The sequence below is a fragment of the Chelativorans sp. genome (assembly GCF_031180965.1).
In the GTDB taxonomy this organism is placed as follows: Bacteria; Pseudomonadota; Alphaproteobacteria; order Rhizobiales; family Rhizobiaceae; genus Chelativorans.
This window is the reverse complement of sequence record NZ_JAPSLH010000026.1, coordinates 34,443-49,184: the sequence shown is the minus strand read 5'-3', so window position 1 is coordinate 49,184 and position 14,742 is coordinate 34,443. Positions and strand designations below refer to the sequence as shown.

At 63.4% G+C, this 14,742-nt stretch carries 16 protein-coding genes; 11 read left to right on the top strand and 5 right to left on the bottom strand.

The features are described from left to right. Positions 1 to 43: 43 nt before the first annotated feature. Genes trbB through RIN79_RS17155 form a run of 11 tightly spaced genes read left to right on the top strand, consistent with a single transcriptional unit; the run spans position 44 to position 9,672 of the window. Positions 44 to 1,051 (top strand): P-type conjugative transfer ATPase TrbB, encoded by a 1,008-nt coding sequence (gene trbB / locus RIN79_RS17205; RefSeq protein ID WP_309085904.1) that lies wholly within the window; start codon positions 44 to 46, stop codon positions 1,049 to 1,051. Positions 1,052 to 1,101: 50 nt separating this feature from the next. Continuing rightward, positions 1,102 to 1,386: a TrbC/VirB2 family protein gene (locus RIN79_RS17200; protein WP_309085920.1), complete on the top strand. Its 285-nt coding sequence runs from the start codon at positions 1,102 to 1,104 to the stop codon at positions 1,384 to 1,386. After that, positions 1,386 to 1,646, top strand: a complete 261-nt coding sequence (locus tag RIN79_RS17195) for a VirB3 family type IV secretion system protein (RefSeq protein ID WP_309085903.1) — start codon at positions 1,386 to 1,388, stop codon at positions 1,644 to 1,646. The genes RIN79_RS17200 and RIN79_RS17195 overlap by 1 nt, the downstream gene beginning before the upstream one ends. A gap of 11 nt (positions 1,647 to 1,657) precedes the next feature. Next, positions 1,658 to 4,165, top strand: a complete 2,508-nt coding sequence (gene trbE / locus RIN79_RS17190) for a conjugal transfer protein TrbE (RefSeq protein ID WP_309085902.1) — start codon at positions 1,658 to 1,660, stop codon at positions 4,163 to 4,165. Beyond that, positions 4,162 to 4,911, top strand: a complete 750-nt coding sequence (trbJ, locus tag RIN79_RS17185; RefSeq protein WP_309085901.1) for a P-type conjugative transfer protein TrbJ — start codon at positions 4,162 to 4,164, stop codon at positions 4,909 to 4,911. Before trbE ends, trbJ begins: the two co-directional genes overlap by 4 nt. 17 nt (positions 4,912 to 4,928) lie before the next feature. Next, a complete protein-coding gene (gene trbK-alt / locus RIN79_RS17180; protein WP_309085900.1) occupies positions 4,929 to 5,240 on the top strand; it encodes a putative entry exclusion protein TrbK-alt in 312 nt (103 codons plus the stop codon). Beyond that, positions 5,237 to 6,535, top strand: a complete 1,299-nt coding sequence (gene trbL, locus RIN79_RS17175) for a P-type conjugative transfer protein TrbL (protein WP_309085899.1) — start codon at positions 5,237 to 5,239, stop codon at positions 6,533 to 6,535. Before trbK-alt ends, trbL begins: the two co-directional genes overlap by 4 nt. Further along, positions 6,532 to 7,218, top strand: a complete 687-nt coding sequence (gene trbF / locus RIN79_RS17170; protein ID WP_309085898.1) for a conjugal transfer protein TrbF — start codon at positions 6,532 to 6,534, stop codon at positions 7,216 to 7,218. Before trbL ends, trbF begins: the two co-directional genes overlap by 4 nt. Next, on the top strand, positions 7,218 to 8,258 hold the full coding sequence (gene trbG, locus RIN79_RS17165; RefSeq protein WP_375165960.1) for a P-type conjugative transfer protein TrbG: 1,041 nt from the start codon (positions 7,218 to 7,220) through the stop codon (positions 8,256 to 8,258). The genes trbF and trbG overlap by 1 nt, the downstream gene beginning before the upstream one ends. Beyond that, positions 8,258 to 9,445: a TrbI/VirB10 family protein gene (locus tag RIN79_RS17160; protein WP_309085896.1), complete on the top strand. Its 1,188-nt coding sequence runs from the start codon at positions 8,258 to 8,260 to the stop codon at positions 9,443 to 9,445. The genes trbG and RIN79_RS17160 overlap by 1 nt, the downstream gene beginning before the upstream one ends. Then, positions 9,442 to 9,672: a DUF2274 domain-containing protein gene (locus RIN79_RS17155; protein ID WP_309085895.1), complete on the top strand. Its 231-nt coding sequence runs from the start codon at positions 9,442 to 9,444 to the stop codon at positions 9,670 to 9,672. Before RIN79_RS17160 ends, RIN79_RS17155 begins: the two co-directional genes overlap by 4 nt. On the opposite strand, the gene RIN79_RS17150 is transcribed toward RIN79_RS17155, so the two are convergent. The 5 genes from RIN79_RS17150 to RIN79_RS17130 all read right to left on the bottom strand — a co-directional run bounded on the left by RIN79_RS17150 (position 9,638) and on the right by RIN79_RS17130 (position 14,689). After that, positions 9,638 to 10,552 carry a LysR family transcriptional regulator gene (locus RIN79_RS17150; protein WP_309085894.1) on the bottom strand — a complete coding sequence of 305 codons (915 nt, stop codon included), beginning with the start codon at positions 10,550 to 10,552 and terminating at the stop codon, positions 9,638 to 9,640. The genes RIN79_RS17155 and RIN79_RS17150 overlap by 35 nt on opposite strands. A 46-nt stretch (positions 10,553 to 10,598) precedes the next feature. After that, positions 10,599 to 11,240 carry an acyl-homoserine-lactone synthase gene (locus tag RIN79_RS17145; RefSeq protein ID WP_309085893.1) on the bottom strand — a complete coding sequence of 214 codons (642 nt, stop codon included), beginning with the start codon at positions 11,238 to 11,240 and terminating at the stop codon, positions 10,599 to 10,601. Positions 11,241 to 11,313: 73 nt separating this feature from the next. After that, positions 11,314 to 12,096, bottom strand: coding sequence for an autoinducer binding domain-containing protein (locus tag RIN79_RS17140; RefSeq protein ID WP_309085892.1), 783 nt, complete (start codon positions 12,094 to 12,096; stop codon positions 11,314 to 11,316). A 171-nt stretch (positions 12,097 to 12,267) separates the two neighbouring features. Continuing rightward, positions 12,268 to 13,371, bottom strand: coding sequence for a sn-glycerol-3-phosphate ABC transporter ATP-binding protein UgpC (locus tag RIN79_RS17135; RefSeq protein WP_309085891.1), 1,104 nt, complete (start codon positions 13,369 to 13,371; stop codon positions 12,268 to 12,270). A 28-nt stretch (positions 13,372 to 13,399) separates the two neighbouring features. After that, positions 13,400 to 14,689: an FAD-dependent oxidoreductase gene (locus tag RIN79_RS17130; RefSeq protein WP_309085890.1), complete on the bottom strand. Its 1,290-nt coding sequence runs from the start codon at positions 14,687 to 14,689 to the stop codon at positions 13,400 to 13,402. Positions 14,690 to 14,742 lie beyond the last annotated feature (53 nt).

Genomic DNA, 14,742 nt, shown 5'->3' with positions numbered 1-14,742 from the left:
CCCGTCGGCGTGCGCTTCGCCGCCGAAGCAGACGGGGACGATCATGGCGACGCATTTTCAGGACGATGGCGAGGCAACGGCGCGCAGCGCGCGCATGCTGCGAACTGCGCTCGGTCCGGCGATTGCCCTGTTCCTGGAAGACCCGGCGGTCGTCGAAGTCATGCTCAATCCGGACGGCAGGCTCTGGATCGACCGGCTGAAGGACGGCCTCAGCGATACCGGCGAACACCTTCCTCCCGCGGATGGCGAACGCATCATCCGCCTGGTCGCCCACCATGTCGGCGCCGAAGTTCATGCCGCGGCGCCGCGCATCTCGGCGGAGCTTCCCGGCACCGGCGAGCGGTTCGAGGGTCTGCTGCCACCCGTGGTCGCCGCGCCGGTCTTCGCGATCCGCAAGCCGGCGGTCGCCGTCTTCACGCTGGCGGACTACGTGACCGCCGGCATCATGACGCAGTCCCAGGTAGACGTGCTGAGGCTTGCGGTCGAGAAGCGCAAGAATGTGCTCGTCGCCGGCGGCACCTCGACCGGCAAGACGACGCTGGTCAACGCGCTTCTTGCGGAGGTGGCAAGAACCTCCGACCGCGTCGTGCTGATCGAAGACACGCGCGAGCTGCAATGCGCTGCGCCAAACCTCGTCGCGCTGCGGACGAAGGACGGCGTCGCCTCTCTCGCCGACCTAGTCAAATCCTCTCTCCGCCTTCGTCCGGACCGTATTCCCGTCGGTGAAGTGCGCGGCGCGGAAGCGCTGGATCTCCTGAAGGCTTGGGGGACTGGGCATCCCGGCGGCATCGGCACGATCCACGCCGACTCGGCCGTCGGCGCGCTGCGCCGCCTCGAGCAGCTCGTCCAGGAGGCGGTGATCACCGTTCCCCGCGCGCTCATCGCCGACACGATTGACGTGATCGCCGTTCTCGCCGGACGCGGGGCGGAGCGCCGTCTCGTCGAGATCGCCTTCGTCGCCGGCCTCGACCCCGACACCCGCGACTATCGCCTCATCGAGGCGAAGGTCCGCGTCTCAGACACCCCTCCCCTCGAAGGAACCGCACAATGATTGCCTCGATCCGAAACGCATTCTCTTTCAAAAAACTGCTCGCGCCGGCAATGGCGGCGGCCGTTTCGACGGCGTGGATGTTTCCGGCCTACGCCGCCGGCTCCAACATGCCCTGGGAAGAGCCGCTGCAGCAGATCCTGGAATCCGTCGAAGGGCCGGTCGCAAAAATCGTCGCGGTGATCATCATCATTGTTACCGGGTTGACGCTCGCCTTCGGCGACACCGCCGGCGGGTTCCGGCGCCTGATCCAGATCGTGTTCGGCCTGTCGATCGCCTTCGCGGCCTCCTCCTTCTTCCTCAGCTTCTTCAGCTTCGGCGGCGGAGCGCTGATCTGATGGAGGAGGTCCGCGGCTTCTTTGCGCCGGTCCACCGCGCGCTCACCGAGCCGATCCTGCTCGGGGGAGCACCGCGGGCGGTCGCCATCGTCAACGGCACGCTCGCCGGTGCCGTCGGGCTCGGCTTGCGGCTCTGGCTCGCCGGTCTTGTCATATGGGCAGTCGGCCATCTCGCGGCGGTCTGGGCAGCCAAGCGCGATGCGCAGTTCATGGAAGTCGTCCGACGCCACCTGCGCTATCCTGCATCCCTGGGCGTGTGAGGTCTTCGCCCATGATGAACCTCGCCGAATATCGTAGAAAAGGTTCGAGCCTTACGGATTACCTGCCCTGGGCAGCGCTCATCGCTCCCGGCGTAATGCTGAACAAGGACGGTTCCTTCCAGAGAACCGCCCGCTTCCGTGGGCCTGACCTCGACAGCGCCACGCCCGCCGAGTTGGTCGGCACGACGGCGCGCCTCAACAACGCACTCCGCCGTCTCGGCTCCGGCTGGGCGATCTTCGTCGAGGCGCAGCGCAACCCCGCGACCGAGTATCCCGACAGCCATTTTCCTGATGCAGCATCAGCCCTGGTCGACCTTGAGCGCAAGGAGCAGTTCGAGGAGGCCGGCGTCCTCTTCGAGAGCAGCTACTTCCTGACACTCGTCTGGCTGCCGCCGGCGGAGGAAGCCTCGCGCATCGAGAGTTGGCTCTACGAAGGCAGGGAGAAGAGCGGCGTCAACCCGTGGGAGCTTCTGAAAGGCTTCGTCGACCGCACGGACCGCGTGCTCAACCTGATCGAAGGTTTTATGCCGGAAGTCCGATGGCTCGATGACGCGGAAACTCTGACCTACCTGCACTCGACCGTTTCGACCCGGCGGCATCGCGTCCGCGTGCCCGAGACACCGATGCATCTCGATGCACTTCTCGCCGACCAGCCGCTCGCCGGTGGGCTCGAGCCGCGGCTCGGCGATTTCCATCTGCGCACGCTGACCGTCATCGGTTTCCCGACAGCGACCTTCCCCGGCATCCTCGACGACTTGAACCGGCTCGCGATCCTTTATCGCTGGTCGACGCGCGCCATCATGTTGGACAAGGCCGACGCCACACGGCTCGTCACAAGGATCCGGCGTCAGTGGTTCGCCAAGAGGAAGTCGGTTGCGGCCATCATCAAGGAGGTGATGACCAATGAGGCGTCGGTCCTGCTCGATAGCGACGCCGCCAACAAGACCGCCGATGCCGACGCCGCACTTCAGGATCTGGGCAGCGACCAGATCGGCGAAGCCTATGTCACCGCCACCGTCACGGTGTGGGATGCGGACGCCGCGATCGCCGACGAAAAGCTGCGGCTGGTGGAGAAGGTGATCCAGGGCCGCGACTTCACGTGCATTATCGAGACCGTGAACGCCGTCGAGGCCTGGTTGGGAAGCATTCCCGGACATGTCTATGCCAATGTCCGCCAGCCGCCGATCTCCACGCTGAACCTCTCCCATATGATCCCGCTTTCGGCGGTCTGGGCGGGCCCGGAACGCGACGAGCATTTTGGCGCGCCGCCCCTGTTTTTCGCCAAGACCGAAGGCGCGACGCCGTTCCGCTTCTCTCTTCACGTGGGGGATGTCGGCCATACTCTGGTGGTCGGGCCGACCGGATCGGGCAAATCCGTGCTGCTTGCGCTGATGGCGCTGCAGTTCCAGCGCTATGCGAACAGTCAGATCTTCGCCTTCGATTTCGGCGGCTCGATCCGCGCCGCGACACTCGGCATGGGCGGCGACTGGCAGGACCTCGGCGGCAACGCCGCCCGTCATTCGGCGCCAGCCGATCCTCTGGTCGAGCTCACGCTCTCCGATCTGATCGCGGACGCGCCGACGGTTTGCCTGCAACCGCTCGCCGGCATCCATCACACACCCGAACGGGCCTGGGCCGCCGATTGGATCGTCGACATCCTCCTGCGCGAGGGCGTTTCCATCACACCGGAGATCAAGGAACACCTCTGGTCCGCCCTCACCTCGCTCGCCACGGCACCGGCGGAGGAACGAACGCTGACCGGCCTTTCCGTCCTGCTTCAGTCCTCAGCGCTCAAGCAGGCGCTACGGCCCTATTGCATCGGCGGCCCGTACGGTCGGCTGCTCGATGCTGAGCGGGAACGCCCGGGCGACGCTTCCGTCCAAGCTGTCGAGACGGAAGGACTGATCGGAACCGGCGCGGCTCCGGCCGTGCTCGCCTATCTCTTTCACCGCATCGAACGGCGCATGGACGGGCGGCCGACCCTGCTCATCATCGACGAGGGCTGGCTGGCGCTGGACGATGGTGGCTTCTCCGACCGTGTGCGCGAATGGCTGAAGACGCTGCGGAAGAAGAACGCTTCCGTCGTCTTCGCCACGCAGTCGCTGTCCGATATCGACGGCAGCCGCATCGCGCCCGCGATTGTCGAGAGCTGCCCGACCCGGCTCTTCCTGCCGAACGAACGCGCCACCGAACCGCAGATCGCAGCCATCTACCGCCGCTTCGGCCTCAATGACCGCCAGATCGAGATCGTCGCCCGCGCTATCCCGAAGCGCGACTATTACTGTCAATCCCGGCGCGGCAACCGGCTCTTCGAGCTCGGGCTTGGCCCGATCGCACTCACGCTCTGCGGGGCATCGGCCAAAACCGATCAGGCGGCGATCGACAGGATCGTCGCCGAGGTCGGCCACGAACGGTTCCTCGACGCCTGGCTAAGGCATCGCGGGCTTTCCTGGGCCGTAGACCTCATCCCCGATCTCCCGAACCTCATCGAGCAACCTGCAAAGGAGACCTCCCCATGACCTCTATCCCGACAAAACGTCGCTTACGCGAGATGGCGCTGGCCACTGCCATTGCCGTAACCGCCGCATCGCTGCCGGCGCCGGCTGGCGCGCTGACGGTGTTCGACCCCAAGAACTACAGCCAGAACCTTTTGTCGGCCGCCCGCGCGCTCGAGCAGATCAACCATCAGATCGCCTCGCTGCAAAACGAAGCGCAGATGCTGATCAACCAGGCGAGGAACCTTGCCTCGCTGCCGACCTCGATCCTCTCGGAGATCGAGGGCAACTTCTCCGAGATGAAGGCGCTGCTCGGCGAGGCCGAGAAGCTTGCCTACAGCGTCCAGGGCATCGAGGCGCAGTTCTCCGCGACTTATGAGGACTTCGCATCCGATCTCACGAGCGAAGAACTGGTCGAGAGCGCGCGCCAGCGCTGGCAGGAATCCTCTACGGCCTTCGAGCATGCGCTGAAGGCCGGCGCGGTGGCCGTCGGAAACATCGAAGGCACCGAGAGCCAGACGAGCCGGCTGATCGGGGCGAGCAAGTCTTCCGTTGGCATTCTGCAGGCGGCTCAAGCCGGCAACGAGCTTCTCGCCGTGCAGGCGCGGCAACTCGCCGATCTGACGGCGATGCTCGCCGCCCAGGGCCGGGCAGAAGCACTGGAGCAAGCCCGTCAGGCGGCGGCGCAGGAACAGGCGCGCGAGCAGTTCCGCCGCTTCATGGCGGGCAGCAGCTACAGCCCGTCCAGCGTCCGCATGTTCCACGACTGAAGCGCAGCGGTATCCAAATGCAGATCGCCGCCCGGTTCATCGCCGTTCTCGCCCTCGGAGCAGCCATGATCGTCGCCCTCATGGCCCTGCGCGGCGATGGAACGCCGAGCGTCTCCTCCCAACGCTCGCATCGGCCGGGCGGCGACCCCTTCCGCGCAGAGCTGCAGCGCTGCCGCGACCGCGGGCTTGCCGCCGTGGGTGACGAACTCTGCAGCAAGGCCTGGCCAGAAAACCGCCGCCGTTTCTTCAAGGGAGAGAAAAATCCCTCGGCCGAGGCAAACGAGGCGGAACGAGCCGGTTCGCCGGCAGCGAAGGCGGTGTCGCCATGAACGATGTCGGCGTCATCGACCGCTTCCTCGACACCTTCACCTCCTACATCGATTCAGGCTTCGGCCTGCTCGGCGGCGAGGTCGCGTTCCTCACCTCCATCCTCATCGTCATCGACATCACGCTCGCCGGTCTGCTCTGGGCGTGGGGCGCGGACGAGGACGTGCTGCAGCGGCTCGTCAGGAAGACGCTCTATATCGGCTTCTTCGCCTTCGTCATCGGCAACTTCAACGCGCTGGCGGACATCGTCTTCGAAAGCTTCTCCGGGCTGGGTCTCAAGGCAGGCGGCTCCTCCCTTTCCGGCGCCGAGCTCCTGCAGCCGGGCCGCATCGCCCAGGTCGGCATTGATGCCGGCAATCCGATCCTGGAAGCTGCCGGCGAGCTGATGGGCTACATCTCCTTCTTCGAGAACTTCGTGCAGATCGTCGTGCTGATGATCGCCTGGGCGATCGTGCTGGTCGCCTTCTTCATTTTGGCTGTCCAGGTGTTCGTCACGCTGATCGAGTTCAAGCTGACGACGCTCGCCGGCTTCGTGCTCATCCCCTTCGCCCTCTTCAACAAGACGGCCTTCCTCGCCGAACGCGTGCTCGGCAACATCGTCGCCTCAGGCGTCAAGATCCTTGTGCTTGCCGTGATCGTCGGCATCGGTTCCGGCCTGTTCGACGAATTCCGCCAAGGCTTCGGCGGCGAGCAGCCGACCATCACCGACGCGCTGTCGCTCGTGCTCGGCGCGCTGTCGCTGATGGGGCTATCGATCTTTGGCCCTGGCATCGCCACCGGTCTCGTCTCCGGTGCGCCGCAACTCGGCGCCGGTGCGGCCGTCGGCACCGGCGTCGCCGCGGCGGGCCTGGGTGCTGCCAGCTATGTCGGCGCACGTGCCGGCGCCGGCGCCGCGGGAACGCTTGCCGCCGGAACGGCGCGCGGCGGCGCCTACCTCGCCGGCGCGGCATCGGGCGGCTATGACAGTGCCATGGCAGCGGGCAGCTCCCGCCCCGCCGCAATCGCTGCAGGTGCAGCATCAGCGGCCAGGGCTGCCGCCTCGCCGCTGCGTCGCGCCACCTCCAATGCCGCCAGCGCCCTCGCCTCCAGCTATGGCATCGGCCGTGGCGGCACAGCCGTGAGCTCCAACACCGCCGACGCCGTGTCGGAACTCGCCACACCGCCCGCCTGGGCGCAGCGCCTGAAGTCCAACCGCACGCTTGGTCAAGGCGCCAGTGCCGCGGCACACGCCGTCCGCTCCGGCGATCACGGCGGCGGTTCCATGAGTGTCCCTCTCAATCAGGATGACCGTCCATGAACCTCTTCCGCCGGCCCACCGTCCGCTACGGCAGAACGCTAGAACCTGAAACGCCCTATCAGAAGGCGGCGCAAGCCTGGGACGAGCGCATCGGCTCGGCCCGTATCCAGGCCCGAAACTGGCGGCTCATGGCCTTCGGTTCGTTGGTGCTCGCCGGTGGGTTGGCTGCGGCGCTCGTCTGGCAGTCGAGTCGCGGCACGGTCGTTCCGTGGGTTGTCCAGGTGGACAGGTTCGGCGAGGCACAGGCCGTTGCAGCCGCAGTCGCGGACTATCGGCCGACGGACCCGCAGATCGCCTGGCATCTCGCCCGCTTCGTCGAGCAGGTGCGCTCCATTCCGGCCGATCCCATCATTGTGCGACAGAACTGGCTGCGCGCTTACGAATACACGACCGACCGCGGCGCCATCGCCCTCAATGACTACGCCCGCACCAATGACCCGTTCGCCAAGGTCGGCCGTCAGCAGATAGCCGTCGAAATCTCCAGCGTCATTCGCGCCTCGCCGGACTCGTTTCGCGTCGCCTGGGCCGAGCGCCGCTACGAGAACGGCCAGCTCGCCGGCTCGGAACGCTGGACCGCCATCCTGACGATCGCAATCGAGCCGCCCCGAAACGCCGAACGGCTGCGAGCCAATCCGCTCGGCATCTACGTCCACGCAATCCACTGGTCGAAGGAATTGTCATGATGCGTCCGAGAGCCAAACCCAGACTGCCGCTGATCGCGGGGATTTTGATGTTCACGACAGCGCTGGCCGGCTGCGCCCATAAAAGGTTCATCCCGCCGGAAATCGACTATGACGATGCCGCGCCGGCTGTGCTCGCCACCGATCCGCTGGCGCCGGTGCGGATCGTGGAGACCCCGAAGCCTCTGCCGCTGCCGGGCCAGTTGAAGCCGGTCGAGAATGGCAGAAAGGCTTCCGAGCCCACCGATCCCAGGGAGCGGATCACCCAAGCGAACCAGGCGGCCCGCATCGAGCCAATCCGCGACGGCTTCATCAACGCCGTGCAGGTCTATCCCTTCTCGCCGGGTGCGCTCTACCAGGTCTATGCTGCCCCGGGCCAGGTCACCGACATCGCGCTCGAACCCGGCGAACAGCTTGTCGGCCCCGGCCCAGTTGCGGCCGGAGACACCGTGCGCTGGATCATCGGCGATACGGAGAGCGCGACAGGAGACCGCCGGCAGGTGCACATTCTGGTCAAGCCGACGCGGCCCGACCTGCAGACGAACCTCGTCATCAACACCGACCGCCGCACCTATCACCTGGAAATGCACTCCACCGAAAAGACCTATATGGCCTCTGTCTCGTGGCGCTATCCCCATGACGACCTGATCGCGCTGCGCCATCAGAACGCTCGCGCCGTGGGAGCCCAGCCGGTCGCCACCGGAGTCGACATCTCGCGGCTGAACTTCCGCTACCGCATCGAAGGCGACACGGTGCCCTGGAGTCCCCTGCGCGCCTTCGACGACGGCTCGAAGGTCTATATCGAGTTCCCGAGCGGGATCGGCCAGGGGGAGATGCCGCCGCTCTTCGTGATCGGCCCACGCGGTGGATCGGAGCTCGTCAACTACCGCGTCCGGCAGAACTACTACCTTGTCGACCGCCTCTTCGCCGCCGCCGAGCTGCGGCTCGGCGACAAGCATGGCGAGAAGCGCGTCCGCATCGTGCGCACAGACGGGCAGCCGGCGGCACGGCGCGTGCCCCTCTTTGCCATGGGGCGCGACTGATGAGCGACCACAGCGAGAACCGACCCGCCGATCTACGTGCGGAGTTCCGCTTGCGGCAGGAGGCGCCGCGTGTGACGCGCCTTTCGCGCAAGGTGCTGGTCGGGGTCGGCGGCGTCGTCGGGCTCGCGATCTGCGCCGCGCTCATTTGGGCGCTCGACAGCAGTCGACGCGAGCGGGACGAGCCTCAGGAGCTCTTTACGACCGAGAACCGGCAGACCGCGGAAGGGTTGCAGACGCTGCCGAAGGACTATGCCGGCATTCCCCAGCTCGGCCCTGCCCTGCCCGGCGATCTCGGCCGCCCGATCCGCCGTGCCCAGGAGCACGGCGTTCCTGTTGCACCGCCCGCAATCCAAACACCGCAAGCGGACCCGGACGAACAGCGGAGGCTGGCCGAGATCGAGGCGGCTCGCCTAGCAAAGCTCTTCGCCGATATCGATGCCCAAGAGCAACCGCAGCGGCCTTCTGCCTCATCTTCTGGAGAGAATGTCCGCGCCTCCGAGCTCATCCTCGATCCGGCTCCATCGACGAGCGAACAAGACCGCCAACTCGCCTTCGTTAATGCCGAGCCCGACCGCCGGATCGTCAGTCCCGACCGCCTGTCAGAACCTATCTCCCCCTACATCATCCAGGCCGGCTCGATCATTTCCGCCGCGCTGATCACCGGCATCCGCTCAGATCTCCCCGGCCAGGTCACCGCACAGGTGACCGAGCACGTCTACGACACACCCACAGGCTCGCATCTCCTCATCCCCCAAGGCTCGCGCCTTGTCGGCCAGTATGACAGCCAAATCGCCTTCGGCCAGTCGCGTGTGCTCCTTGTCTGGACGAGGCTCATCATGCCCGACGGGCGCTCGATCGTGCTGGAGCGCCTGCAAGGCACGGACCCACAGGGGCATTCCGGGCTCGAAGACAAGGTGGATTATCACTGGGGCCAGCTCTTCCGTGCAGCCGCGCTCTCGACATTGCTCGGCATCGGAACAGAATTGGGCTCCAACGACGAGAGCGAGATTGCTGCGGCGATCCGGGAAAGCACGCAAAACACCGTTTCTGATCTCGGTGACCAGGTTGTACGCCGCCAACTCGATGTGCAGCCGACCCTCACCATCCGACCGGGTTTCCCGGTTCGGGTCATCGTCAATCGCGACTTGGTACTAGCGCCCTCCGGCGCGGCGAGGGATCCATCATGACGAAGCTCAAGCTTTCCGCCATCCTGGACGAACGCCCGGTCAAGCTCACGATCGAGCTGCCCGCCCCCGTCCATCGCGATCTCCTTGTCTATGCGGAGGTTTTGGCAAAGGCGACCGGCACTGCAGCAAAGCCCGACCCGGTCAAGCTAATCGGCCCCATGCTCGCGCGCTTCATGGCCACGGATCGGGCGTTCATGAAGGCGAAGCGGAACCTGCCGCCTTCATAGCTCCTACCGTTCGAATAAAACCCACGAAATTCGCGAGAGCCGGGTTCGTATTGTCGTGGCGCCAGCGCGCCACAGTGGAAATCCGCACCGGTTTGCCTTGGACGCGCAGCTTTCGGCAAACGGTCCCTTCTGGAACATCCAGCGCATCGCCGGCCTGCAGCAGTGTGACGCCTAACCCGTCACGTACGAGGCGAAGCAAGGGAGCCATGCCAACCTGGTGCTCCACCACCGTGGGAAATATGCCGCTGCTCCCGGCGAGGTCAACATGCAAGAACTCCTCTCCCTGGCACGCAAGTACTTTCTCGCCTTCCAGTTCGCGCCACGCGACGTTTGGTTGAGCGGCGAGCACATGGCTCTGAGGAAGGATGACAGCCAATTCGTCACGCCACAGCGGCAGCTCGTACTCACCCGCCCAGAATCGTGTGGTCGGCACCACCGCGATGTCGAGCGTCTTCTCAGCCAACGCGGTTGTGAGTTCGCTTGCAGGACCTTCGTGCAGGATGAGTCTGACATCCTGCAGCCGACGGGCGTATCCAACGAAGAGATCGAGGATCCTACCGTGGAGCAAAGTTCTCTGAACACCAACAGACAAGTGTTGCTGGACTTCTTGTGCTCCTCTCGTCGGCGCAGCGAGCGCCGTATCGAGATCGCAAAGGATTCGACGCAGTCGCTCGAGAATTCGTGCGCCCGCCATTGTCGGCCGCACGCCCCGCTCGTGACGATGAAAGAGTGTTACGCCGATTGCATATTCCAGGTCACGGATGCGCCTGCTGAGGGCGGTGTTGTCAATCGCCAACCGCTGGGAAGCGCGGAGGAAACTCCCTTCCTCCGCAACGACGATCGCATAGTGAAGCGTCGCGAGCTGAACTGACCAGCGCATCCGGCGCGATCTCACATCCGGAAAAGGACCGCCTACAGCTACGAGCTCACAATGTCGGGTCGCCAGCTGGCCAGTTTGCGAAGACTGAGCCTTCCGGCACACCCGCACCTATTGGTCGCACCTCGCGCAGCCGCTCCAGCGTCCTCTCGTCGAACTCGGCCGTGACGGCGATCGTCTCCTCGCCGCCGATCACCTGCGGGATGCCGAGTGGCGTGACCTTGAAATGCAGTTGCACCAGGCGCAGCAACCAAAGGGGATTCATTTCAATAATGATGGTGGTCACGCCGGTCGCAAGCCCCCATTCCACGATACCCGAGAGCAGCACGTTTGCGACGGGGCTTAAAATGCGCCCGCGCTCGCGATGGGCGGGTTCGACGCAATAGCGCGTCCACTCCCAAATGTGCGGACCTGACGGGAGCTCGCCATCGCATAGTTGGGGAAGCACGTCGGAAAGGATGTGAGGTCGCAAGGACGGAAGCATCCGCTGGTAGCCGATGACGCGACTTTCCCAGACATAAAGCATGTGGACCGCTAGGTCGGTATCGAAGCGATCTCTCTCCCTACCGTCCTCGGTTCGCAGGTCGCTCCAGTCTTTTTCTTCAACAAATACTGAATGGCGCAATCTATAAGCCTGGTCCATCAGACCACCATAAGCGACGAAGTTTTCTTTCGTAACAATGTGCAGCATCTAATCGACCCCATTGCTGAGGCCGCAGAGTGCTGCTTGAGTAACGAAAGGAGAATACCGCGATTGCGTAATGCTAGGAGATCAATCCACGCCTTAGTGCTTCGGCCACCGCGTGTATATTGCTTTTCACGCCCAATTTGTCGCGCGCCAGCCGAAGATGCATGTCGGCGGTATGACGGCTAACATCCATGCGCTCTGCGATTTCGCCCACTGTAAGCCCATCGGAGGCCCAGGAAATAGCTTCTCGTTGGCGGTGCGAGAGAAGAACGTCATCTGACGCTAGGTGCTCGTTTACTAGTGCCAACGATCTGCCCAGCGCACAGGCACTTAAAAACTGCAGCGCAAGCACGCGCTCTGGTGGAATATCAAGCCGCCTCGACGCTATCGATACGCCAAAGGCACGGTCATTCAACGTTGGAAATGAGAACGTAAGTCCTTCCCAGAGATCGAACTCCCTTGCCTCGTTCATGATTCGATGGCCAACCGGACATACGGAACATAGCTCTCCTACTTCGCGCCAGAAGAATGGGCGATTGCTCCACTGAACGAGGCGAATGGTTGGATCTCTAAATAGATATCCTCGTGAAAAATAGTGGAGTAACCATTGCGGCGGCCATACATCCAACAGTACGTGGGCGAGCTGCTCCTGATTGGAGGAACCACTTCGAGGAATCATGCCCGCCAGAAGATTTGTGACCCCATAGCTCCGCAGGGAATGAAGAAAACTCCGTGCTACCTCTCCTTCTGTTCGGCAGCTCGTAATGGTGCTAACGAAGTCGAAGACTTCCTCCAGACGATGCCGCCATTTTCGCCCACTATGTCTAGATTTCCGGATTTGACGATTGCTCGGGCTCATCTCGAGGCTCCCCGAAAGCGTAGCGCCGACTTCAGTGGGACGATCCTCAGAGGCAGTCCTGTTCGTCACACATCTGCTTGCGTACCAGAAGCATTTCGGCCAACCTACCCGTGGCCCCGGGAGCCATTTCGCTAATCCTTCCGAGCAGCGACTTGCTAAATCGGTTGTGAGTTATACCAGCCGGCCGCTTCCGGTATGCCCGCCGCTCCGCCTGCGAAGCGAAGTCCCATCAGCGGCGAACACGTGAAGACGATCGGCCCGAGCGGCGAGACTGACTGCCTCGCCCTTTCTAATCTGGACGGTGCCGTCCACCTTGGCGATCAGCGCCTCTGACCCGACATATAGTAGCTGGTACTCGCCAAGCTGCTCGACAAGGGACACGGTGCCGTCGAACATGCCGTCGCTTGGCGGAACGATCTCGAGGTCTTCGGGACGCACGCCGACGCTGACGGCAGTACCCGCAGATAGGTTGATAGCCTGTCCGCCCAACGAGATAGTTTTGCCGCCTATCAGTCTGATCCATCCTTCACCTTCGACTGTACCGGAGAGGATGTTCATCGATGGTGATCCTATGAACCGAGCGACGAACAGGCTTTCCGGGTCGCAATAGAGTTGCATTGGCGTCCCAACCTGCTCAATGCGTCCCTGATTTAGAACCACAATCCGGTCGGCAAGGGTCATGGCCTCCACCTGGTCGTGGGTTACATAGATCATCGTGACCTGAGGCATGCGCTCGTGCAGCTTGGCGATCTCCGTGCGCGTCCCAACCCTGAGTGCGGCATCGAGGTTCGACAATGGCTCATCAAAGAGAAATACCCTTGGATCGCGCACGATTGCGCGTCCGATCGCAACGCGCTGACGCTGACCGCCAGAAAGGTGCCGGGGTAGGCGGTCGAGATACTCGCCGATCTGCAGAATCTCTGCGGTCTCCCGCACCCTGCGCTCAATCTCCGCTCGCGTTGTACCGGCCAGTCTGAGACCGAAGGCCATGTTGTCAAACACAGTCATGTGCGGGTAAAGGGCATAGGATTGGAAGACCATGGCAATGCCGCGTTCCACAGGGGGAAGCGTGTTCACCACGCTTCCGTTAAATGCCAATGTGCCCGAAGTGATATCCTCAAGTCCTGCTATCATCCGCAACAGGGTCGATTTTCCGCAACCAGAGGGTCCAACAAAAACTACGAATTCCCCCGTTCTGATCGCCAGGTCTAAGCCGTGAAGCACTTCTTGGCTGCCGTAGGACTTCTTGATGTTACCGAACGTTACTTCCGTCATCTAACCCCTCCCCAAGGTCGTCGGACCTTCACTCGACGATTGCGCCAGCGGCTCTCAATGTCTCTCGTAGCTGAACGACGTCGAGCCGGTCCGCTGCTACGCCATTAAGCGCCGACTGGGCCGCTGCGGTGCCTGCGGCCTGGCCGGTCGCCATTGCTGGGCTAAGCACCCTTAGGGCGGCTAGCGCTTCGTGGGTTGCGCTGATGCAGCGTCCACTCGCAAAGAGATTGTCCACCTCACGCGCAACCAGCGCCCTGTAGGGGATAGTGTAGTAGTCCCCATCCTGGAGGTGCTGCCAATGGGGCAAGCCGCTGTCGGGCAGGTGAATCTCGATGGAACTTGCACTACAGGCAACCGCATCGTCGAACTTGCGCCCCGAGACCAAATCGGCGGTCGTGATCTCGTATAAGCCCGACACTCGCCTGGTCTCACGCACGCCAACGTGACTACTGATCTGCGCCAGGAAGCAGTTCTCGTAGCCGGCTCTGCTCCGGAGAAATGTGCAAATGAATTCCTCGATTTGCCTTCGACCCTCGAGTTCGGCGTCGGCGAGTAGCCTGTTGTCCGTGCCCTTCTTCACATGCACCCTCGTGGCGATGAATGAACGCCATCCCGGGCGGCCGAAGACTTCGTTCACCGCCGGGTCTCGCCGCTTGTTGCGCGTTGCTCCGGATGCCTGGAGCGTGTTCCACGCCTCCGCCAGTGCGCTCTTGGACTCGGCACGAGCCTCGTCCACGCCTCCAACGGAGAAGACCAGCGACATGGTTTGTGTCTGCCCATCGCGCTGGCGGCCCATTGGTGTGGTCAGTCCGGCTAAGCGAGCCAGTTGCGCATCGCCGCTGCTATCAACGAACGCCGCTGCCCGATAGCGCAAGGCGCGACCATCCTTGTTGTAGAAGGAGAGATCGCGAATGCGAGATTGCTCCCGCCCAACCGCCAGCAAAGGGGAATAGGTGAGCAGTGTGACGCCCGCAGTATGCAGAAGTTCACCTAAAGCTAATTGAAGCTGCTCGGCATCAACCGGAATCCACTCTTTCAGCTTGAAATCCGCTCCAACGCCGCCACGTTTTAGAAGCAATTCGATAATCTCAATAACAAGCCCGCCGACAACTATCTTATCCGAATTGCGGGCGCATAGACCGCTGATGGGCAGCCCGGTCGTGCCATTGCCACCAACGAAAGGTAGCGCTTCACAAAGGAGGGTGCGGGCTCCCGTCCTGGCGGCGGCAACGGCCGCGCACACCCCGCTCAGCCCCCCGCCAACCACGATCACGTCGTAGTCTCCAGCGTCTTCTACCGCAATCGAGATTTCCGGCATACGCCGGTCTCCTTTCGGAGCCGATTCCATCGAACCGTGCGCTATCTCCGACC

Bases quoted from the DNA above. Each gene is read 5' to 3' on its own strand.
- trbB (WP_309085904.1), top strand. From the start codon at position 44: ATGGCGACGCATTTTCAGGACGATGGCGAGGCAACGGCGCGCAGCGCG.
- RIN79_RS17200 (WP_309085920.1), top strand. From the start codon at position 1,102: ATGGCGGCGGCCGTTTCGACGGCGTGGATGTTTCCGGCCTACGCCGCC.
- RIN79_RS17195 (WP_309085903.1), top strand. From the start codon at position 1,386: ATGGAGGAGGTCCGCGGCTTCTTTGCGCCGGTCCACCGCGCGCTCACC.
- trbE (WP_309085902.1), top strand. From the start codon at position 1,658: ATGATGAACCTCGCCGAATATCGTAGAAAAGGTTCGAGCCTTACGGAT.
- trbJ (WP_309085901.1), top strand. From the start codon at position 4,162: ATGACCTCTATCCCGACAAAACGTCGCTTACGCGAGATGGCGCTGGCC.
- trbK-alt (WP_309085900.1), top strand. From the start codon at position 4,929: ATGCAGATCGCCGCCCGGTTCATCGCCGTTCTCGCCCTCGGAGCAGCC.
- trbL (WP_309085899.1), top strand. From the start codon at position 5,237: ATGAACGATGTCGGCGTCATCGACCGCTTCCTCGACACCTTCACCTCC.
- trbF (WP_309085898.1), top strand. From the start codon at position 6,532: ATGAACCTCTTCCGCCGGCCCACCGTCCGCTACGGCAGAACGCTAGAA.
- trbG (WP_375165960.1), top strand. From the start codon at position 7,218: ATGCGTCCGAGAGCCAAACCCAGACTGCCGCTGATCGCGGGGATTTTG.
- RIN79_RS17160 (WP_309085896.1), top strand. From the start codon at position 8,258: ATGAGCGACCACAGCGAGAACCGACCCGCCGATCTACGTGCGGAGTTC.
- RIN79_RS17155 (WP_309085895.1), top strand. From the start codon at position 9,442: ATGACGAAGCTCAAGCTTTCCGCCATCCTGGACGAACGCCCGGTCAAG.
- RIN79_RS17150 (WP_309085894.1), bottom strand. From the start codon at position 10,552: ATGCGCTGGTCAGTTCAGCTCGCGACGCTTCACTATGCGATCGTCGTT.
- RIN79_RS17145 (WP_309085893.1), bottom strand. From the start codon at position 11,240: ATGCTGCACATTGTTACGAAAGAAAACTTCGTCGCTTATGGTGGTCTG.
- RIN79_RS17140 (WP_309085892.1), bottom strand. From the start codon at position 12,096: ATGAGCCCGAGCAATCGTCAAATCCGGAAATCTAGACATAGTGGGCGA.
- RIN79_RS17135 (WP_309085891.1), bottom strand. From the start codon at position 13,371: ATGACGGAAGTAACGTTCGGTAACATCAAGAAGTCCTACGGCAGCCAA.
- RIN79_RS17130 (WP_309085890.1), bottom strand. From the start codon at position 14,689: ATGCCGGAAATCTCGATTGCGGTAGAAGACGCTGGAGACTACGACGTG.